Source organism: Acidobacteriota bacterium, assembly GCA_016208495.1.
Lineage (GTDB): Bacteria > Acidobacteriota > Blastocatellia > Chloracidobacteriales > Chloracidobacteriaceae > JACQXX01.
On sequence record JACQXX010000082.1, the window covers coordinates 46814 to 53484 of the forward strand.

At 50.9% G+C, this 6671-nt stretch carries 5 protein-coding genes; 2 read left to right on the forward strand and 3 right to left on the reverse strand.

Annotated features, from left to right (window positions below):
• The first annotated feature begins 20 nt into the window (after positions 1 to 20).
• On the forward strand, positions 21 to 1889 hold the full coding sequence (locus HY774_16615) for an Hsp70 family protein (protein MBI4750110.1): 1869 nt from the start codon (positions 21 to 23) through the stop codon (positions 1887 to 1889).
• A gap of 153 nt (positions 1890 to 2042) precedes the next feature.
• Positions 2043 to 4880 (forward strand): Hsp70 family protein, encoded by a 2838-nt coding sequence (locus tag HY774_16620; protein ID MBI4750111.1) that lies wholly within the window; start codon positions 2043 to 2045, stop codon positions 4878 to 4880.
• A 217-nt stretch (positions 4881 to 5097) separates the two neighbouring features.
• On the opposite strand, the gene HY774_16625 is transcribed toward HY774_16620, so the two are convergent.
• Genes HY774_16625 through HY774_16635 form a run of 3 tightly spaced genes read right to left on the reverse strand, consistent with a single transcriptional unit; the run spans position 5098 to position 6407 of the window.
• On the reverse strand, positions 5098 to 5511 hold the full coding sequence (locus HY774_16625; GenBank protein ID MBI4750112.1) for an FxsA family protein: 414 nt from the start codon (positions 5509 to 5511) through the stop codon (positions 5098 to 5100).
• A 30-nt stretch (positions 5512 to 5541) separates the two neighbouring features.
• Positions 5542 to 5982: an FxsA family protein gene (locus HY774_16630; protein MBI4750113.1), complete on the reverse strand. Its 441-nt coding sequence runs from the start codon at positions 5980 to 5982 to the stop codon at positions 5542 to 5544.
• 2 nt (positions 5983 to 5984) lie between these two features.
• A complete protein-coding gene (locus tag HY774_16635; GenBank protein MBI4750114.1) occupies positions 5985 to 6407 on the reverse strand; it encodes an FxsA family protein in 423 nt (140 codons plus the stop codon).
• Positions 6408 to 6671 lie beyond the last annotated feature (264 nt).

Here is a 6671-nt window from a genome sequence, read left to right on the forward strand (position 1 = left end):
CCGCCGGTAGGGGCGGACCAATGTGTCCGCCCAAAACAGAAAGGAAAATTGTTTTGGATACGCGGTTTATTGTTGGTATTGATCTTGGCACGACCAATTCGGTCCTGTCGTTTTTGGATACATCTCTGCCGGTCGAAGATCAGCACATTCAACTGGTTCCCGTCCCGCAGACGGTCAATCCAGGCGAGGTGGCTGACCAGTCGGTGTTGCCGTCATTTTTGTTCATCCCAGGGGAAATGGACTTCCCACCAGGGAGCACCGCCTTGCCGTGGGATGAATCGCCCCAGTATGTGGTCGGTGAACTGGCTCGCAAACGTGGTTCAGAAAACCCCTCCCGGCTGGTGGCTTCGGCGAAATCGTGGCTCTCGTATTCGGGTGTCAATCGCACCTCACCCATTTTGCCCTGGCAGTCTCCTGATGAAATTCCAAAAATTTCGCCAGTCGAGGCTTCAGCCCAGTATCTGGGTTATTTGCGGACGGTCTGGAATTCCCGTGTGGCTGAAGGGAATCCCGAATATGATCTGGGCAATCAGACGGTTTTTTTGACAGTGCCGGCCTCATTTGATGAAGAAGCCCGTGAACTGACGCTCCGCGCCGCTCATCAGGCTGGATTGCAGCAGGTGATTTTGCTCGAAGAGCCCCAGGCGGCGTTTTATTCGTGGCTTGGAACACACGGCGAAACCTGGCGCAAGCAGGTCAAAGTCGGTGATTTGATTCTGGTGTGCGACATCGGAGGCGGGACAACCGATTTCAGTTTGATTTCAGTTTCCGAGCACGATGGCGATCTGGCGCTGGAGCGGGTTGCGGTCGGCGACCACATTTTGCTGGGCGGCGACAACATGGATCTGGCGCTGGCCCGGTTGATGCAGCAGCGGCTCGAAGAATCCGGCCATAAAATTGATACCTTCCAGCTTTTTGGTCTCTGGTATCAGTGCCGGGTGGCGAAAGAACGATTGTTTGCCGATGAACACAGCGAACAGCAGCCAGTCACGCTGCTTGGAAAAGGATCACGCCTCATTGGGGGCACCATCACCACTGATCTGACCCGCGATGACGTCAATCGGGTTCTGGTCGGTGGGTTTTTCCCGCATATTGCTTCGGATGAAATGCCGGCGCGGCAGCGACGGGTCGGTTTTCAGGAAATTGGGTTGCCGTATGCGGCTGATCCGGCGATTACCAAACATCTGGCCCGGTTCCTGGCCCGACAAACACAGAACATTTCCGAACAAAATACAATTCGTCGAAGCCAGAGCGGAATGGCCTGTCCAACGCACATTTTGTTCAATGGCGGTGTGATGAAAGCACCGATTCTGCGCACACGGATCCTCGATGTGCTCAATGACTGGCTGGCCGAAGAAGGCTTTGACTCAATCACCGAGCTTTCAGCGACTGACTTTGATACAGCGGTCTCGCATGGCGCTGTGGCGTATGGCAATGCCCGTCGCGGTTCTGGCGTGCGGATTCGGAGCGGTTCGCCACGAACCTACTACATCGGGATTGAAAGCGCGTTGCCAGCAATTCCTGGATTCCCAGCGCCGCTCAAAGCCCTCTGCGTTGTCCCGTTTGGAATGGAAGAAGGCACCTCAGCCAGAGTTTCAGCCCGTGAATTTGGTCTGGTGGTTGGCGAACCGGCGGAATTCCGGTTCTTGAGTTCAACCGTCCGCAAACAGGATCCCATCGGCAGCCTGATTGAAGACTGGGGCGATGAACTTCAGGAACAAAATCCACTCGAAGTCACGCTCCACATTGACGGGAAAGAAGACACGGTGCTCCCGGTTCGACTTGAAACCAGCATCACCGAAGTCGGAACGCTCGAACTCTGGTGTGTTTCACTCGATGGTCAGCAACGCTGGAAACTGGAATTTAATATTCGCGAGAAGGAAGAATAGAAAGCAGGGTTCCGGGTTCCGGGTTCCGGGTTCCTGGTTCCGGGTTCCGGGGGTCTTCGAATTTATGTCCTTTTCGTCCTTTATGTCCTTTATGTCCTTTTCCCTGAACCCCGAACCCCGAACCCTGAACCCCGAACCCCGAACCCTGAAGCTATGATCGCCACACCCCGGTATCTCATTGGCATTGATCTTGGAACGACAAATTCAGCCGTGGCCTACGTTGATCGCAGGGCGCGGCTCAGTCGGGGGTTGCCGGTGATCAACCGGTTTCAAATTCCTCAGATTCTGACCGAAGGCGAAATGACATCACAGCCGATTTTGCCGTCATTTCTCTATTTTCTGAATGAAATCGAAACCGCACGCGGTGGGCTGACGCTGCCGTGGCACGAAGACGCGGTGGCTGTGGTTGGCCTTTATGCCCGCGAGCAGGGGGCATTGGTTCCGGGTCGGCAGGTTGCCTCGGCAAAATCCTGGCTGTGTAACAGTTCGGTGGATCGAACCGCCGCCATTTTGCCCTGGGATTCAGACCAGCCGGAATGGAAATGCTCGCCGGTGGATGCCACCACTGGCTATTTGCTCCACTTGTGCGATGCCTGGAACTACACCTTTTCCAAAAACGGGGAAGACGAAACGGCTGCGTTTGAAAACCAGGAAATCGTGATCACGGTTCCGGCTTCGTTTGACGAAGAAGCCCGCGAATTGACCTGTCAGGCGGCGGCGAATGCCGGCATCAAACACCTGACGTTGATTGAAGAACCGCTGGCCGCGTTTTACGCCTGGATGGTGGCCAACAAAAGTCGGCTCAAGAAAATTCTCACCCATGGCGAACTGATTTTGATTTGTGACGTGGGTGGCGGGACGACCGATTTCAGTCTGATAAGAGTATTAATTGAAGATGGTGAGATTCAATTTGTTCGAACCGCCATTGGTGAACACCTCCTGCTTGGCGGAGACAACCTCGATCTGGCGCTTTCCCATCTGGTCGAAGCCCGGCTTGGCAATCCCAAACTGACCCTCAAACAACGCAAAGCCCTGCAGCGCCAGTGTTGTCAGGCCAAAGAACAACTGCTGGCACATCCAGCGCTTGAAAAAGTAACGATTCGCATTTTAGGGAGTGGCTCGTCATTGATTGGCGGGGCGATGACCACTGATGTGACAGCTTCGGACGTCACCGGGTTGTTGCTGGACGGCTATTTGCCAAAGGTTGCCCCAACTGATTTACCCAAACGAGATCGGAGGGTGGCGCTCAGGGAAATGGGGTTGCCCTATGCCAGCGACCCGGCCATTACCAAACATCTGGCCGAATTTCTCACGCAAGCGGTTGATGCCGATACATTTGAACCAGATCATTCACCCTCAACTTCGACGGTGCGAATGGCCTGTCCCGACGCAATTTTGTTCAACGGCGGTTTTTTTGAGACCGAAATTGCCCGGCAGGCAATCGTGGATGTGCTCACCCACTGGTTTACACCTGACCGCCCGGAATACAAACCCAGGGTTCTGGCCAATACCGATCTGGCCGGTGCCGTTTCGATTGGTGCGGCCTATTATGCCCATGTTCGGCGCGAAGGTGGCCTGCGGATCAGCGGCGGCAGTGGGCGGGTGTATTATCTGGGCGTGCACACCAAAACAAAGCCAGAACGTGGACAAATTCCTGCCGTTTGCGTCCTCCCGCGAGGGACTGAGGAGGGCACCAGCCTTGAAGTTTCCAACCTGGAGTTCAAAGTTCTGGCCAATCGCCCGGTGACGTTTACGCTCTATAGCTCGACGGTCCGCCACGACCAGCACGGAAGTGTTGTGACGCTCGACGAAGCTGATATCCATCGGCACGCGCCGCTGGTCACGGTGCTGAGTTTTGGAAAACGCTCGCAGCAAGCCGAATTAAAAGTAAAACTCCTGGCCAGATATACCGAACTTGGAACGTTGGAATTGTGGTGCGAATCGCTGTCAACCGAGCACCGCTGGAAGCTTCAATTTCAACTTCGTGCGACTGATAACAATTTTGAAGAATCCGAAGAAACCCAGACAGTCATTTCCGATGAAGCCATTGAGCAGGCAATTCAACTTCTAAAAACCGTCTTTGACACATCCCACACGATAAAAGCTGACGAACACCTCACGCCTGAAAACCTGGTCGGAAAACTTGAAGCCGTGCTTGGGTACGGCAAAGATGCCTGGCCGGTAGCGGTCATCCGCAAATTGTGCGATGTGCTCCACGAACTGGCTGAAGGTCGGAAAAAACGGTCGAACTATGAATTGCGCTGGCTCAACCTGTATGGATTTTGCCTTCGTCCTGGTTTCGGCGCCGTCCTTGATGACTGGCGAACCAAACAGGCGCGCAAGATTTTCCTGTCAGGATTGACCTTCGGAAACGACATCCAGTGCCAGGTCGAATGGTTTGTCTTTCTGGCCCGGATTGCCGGCGGTCTGGCCCAGGGGCAGCAACTGGATGTGTATCAGCGATGTATGCCGCTCCTTGGCATAGGCGGGAAAAAACTCAAGAAGCGGCTCCACCCACAAGTTGAACGCGATGGCTGGCGGTTGCTGGCGAATCTGGAACATCTGGCACCAACCATCAAAACCCGGCTTGGTAGTGAACTGATTGAAAAGATTAAAGAAAAGCCGTTAAACAAGAGCTTTTTATGGTCGCTTGGCCGGTTAGGAGCACGCATCCCGCTCTATGGTCAGCTCAACAACGTCGTTTCGGCTCGCGTTGCGTCAGAATGGATTACCGTCTTGCTCGAACTCCCTGAAAAATCGTGGGATACCGCCTCGGCCCTGTCACAACTTGGAGCGCGAACCGATGACCCGCTCCGTGATATTTCAGATGAGCTTCGCGAACGAATCATCCAGGCAATCCAACCGATTGAACGCACCGGACCATTGATTGAAGCGTTGAAGCAGTACCTGCCGCCCGAATCGGCCCAGAAAGTCCAGATGTTTGGCGAATCGCTTCCGATTGGGTTGCGGATGGACGCTGAGACCATTTAGGGTTCAGCGTTCCTTCCCCGTGCCTGTTTTTTCGGGGAATTGCCAACCACCATCCAGAAAGGATATTTTGGGGCTCCTCCAGGCTGATCTGACTTTTTTGGATTTTGATTACCTTGAAAATTGGGTGAAAGAGCTTGAGCTTTGGGATCTATACCAGCGGGCATTGGAAATGATTAAAGCCAAACCTCAATCAAATGAATAAGTTGAAATTATTTTGTTATTGAGAAAGTTCCTTCGGCTTGCCATATTTTTTAGTAGCTTGCTGGCTGCGCTGGAAAAAATCTTGTGCCAGACGAATGATAATTGGGTTTCGAATCTGCGGTATAAGAATTAAAACTCCAAGCACGTCGGTTAAAATACCTGGAAAGAAAAGGCATAACACCGAGCCTATAAATACCATTGAAATGACCAGAGAGGTAGAGGATTCTAAAGAATCCTCTTTTGTAAACTCGAACAAATATGGTCTGGCAATATAAAAGTGCAGGTATTGAGCACAACAACCAATGACAAATGAAACAATTACAATTCCTAATGTGTAGGAAGTTCCCAAATGGTTGTACAGCCAGATGATAATTCCAGCTTCTGCAAATGAACAAATTACAGTAAACAGCAATAACCAGAGTTTCCACATAAGGTGCCTTTCAGGTTTCGTGGGCAAAATTTATTGGTTGTGCAATCGTTCTTTTTTTCCCCTATTCATTTTAAGGAATGTATCGCCGAGTCCTGGGTTTTGCTCGCAATCCTTGAGCATGAAACGTGACATTGACCGGATAATTGGATTTCGAACCAGTGGGACCAGTAAGAGAAGGCCAAATAGATCCGTGAGCATCCCAGGAAAAAGCAAAAAGACAAATATGTATATAAAGATGATGTCTTGAACCTCCTCTTCCAAAATCTCAATCAACGCTTGCGGATTGGAATGCTTTTGTTTTTCTTTCCACCGTTTCCGGGAAATGTATTCAAGTCCTCCGCTGACAATGATTGAAATCAGAAGGATCCCGAAAGTCCAGGATAACCCCAGTTTCTGGTACATCACGATGGTCAGGCCAGCTTCAGCCAGTGAAAAGAAGACAATTCCGAATAACACCCAGAGAAATCCCATAATTAGCGCCTCTTTGACTTTCTGAAAAACTTCAACTTTGTTGACTGGGGCAATTGTTGAAACTCTTCCCAGTTTCCTTCAGCTATATGTTTGACAACCCGCGTTTGAACTGACTTCAACAACAAAGCCATTCCCAAAATATCAGTGAGAATTCCAGGGAAAAAGAGTAAGCCAATTGAGAGCAGGTAAACTTTCTGACGGGCAACAATAAAAAAATACTCATATGAGTCTATCTTTCGTGGAAGTTTTTCAAAAAATGGATTTTTGTGTTTCTGATTATACAGCACTTCGATGAAACACCCGGCCACCAGCGACGTGAGAATGATTCCGAATGACGGGTACAGGCCAGTGTTTCGATAAAGGCTAATCGTGACACCTGCTTCAGCCAGGGAAATCAATAAGAACACAGCAATCAGATACCACATAGCCGGTCCCTCAAAAAGTTAAAGAGGCAGTCTTCAACTGCAAAAATGTATCAACACTGGATTGAACTGAGACTTTCTACCAAAACGTCACAGCCTTGTCCAATTGTTCACTCTCAGAAGGAACCGGTGCTCATCGGCTAATACTTTGAAAAAGAAACAGGTCAGTCCTACGATAGAAAAGACAAAAAACAGAAGAGAAATCGGAGGGCTGACCTGTGAGAAAACCAAAAGAATGGGGACAAGGATGCCCCAAACCGGAATGTA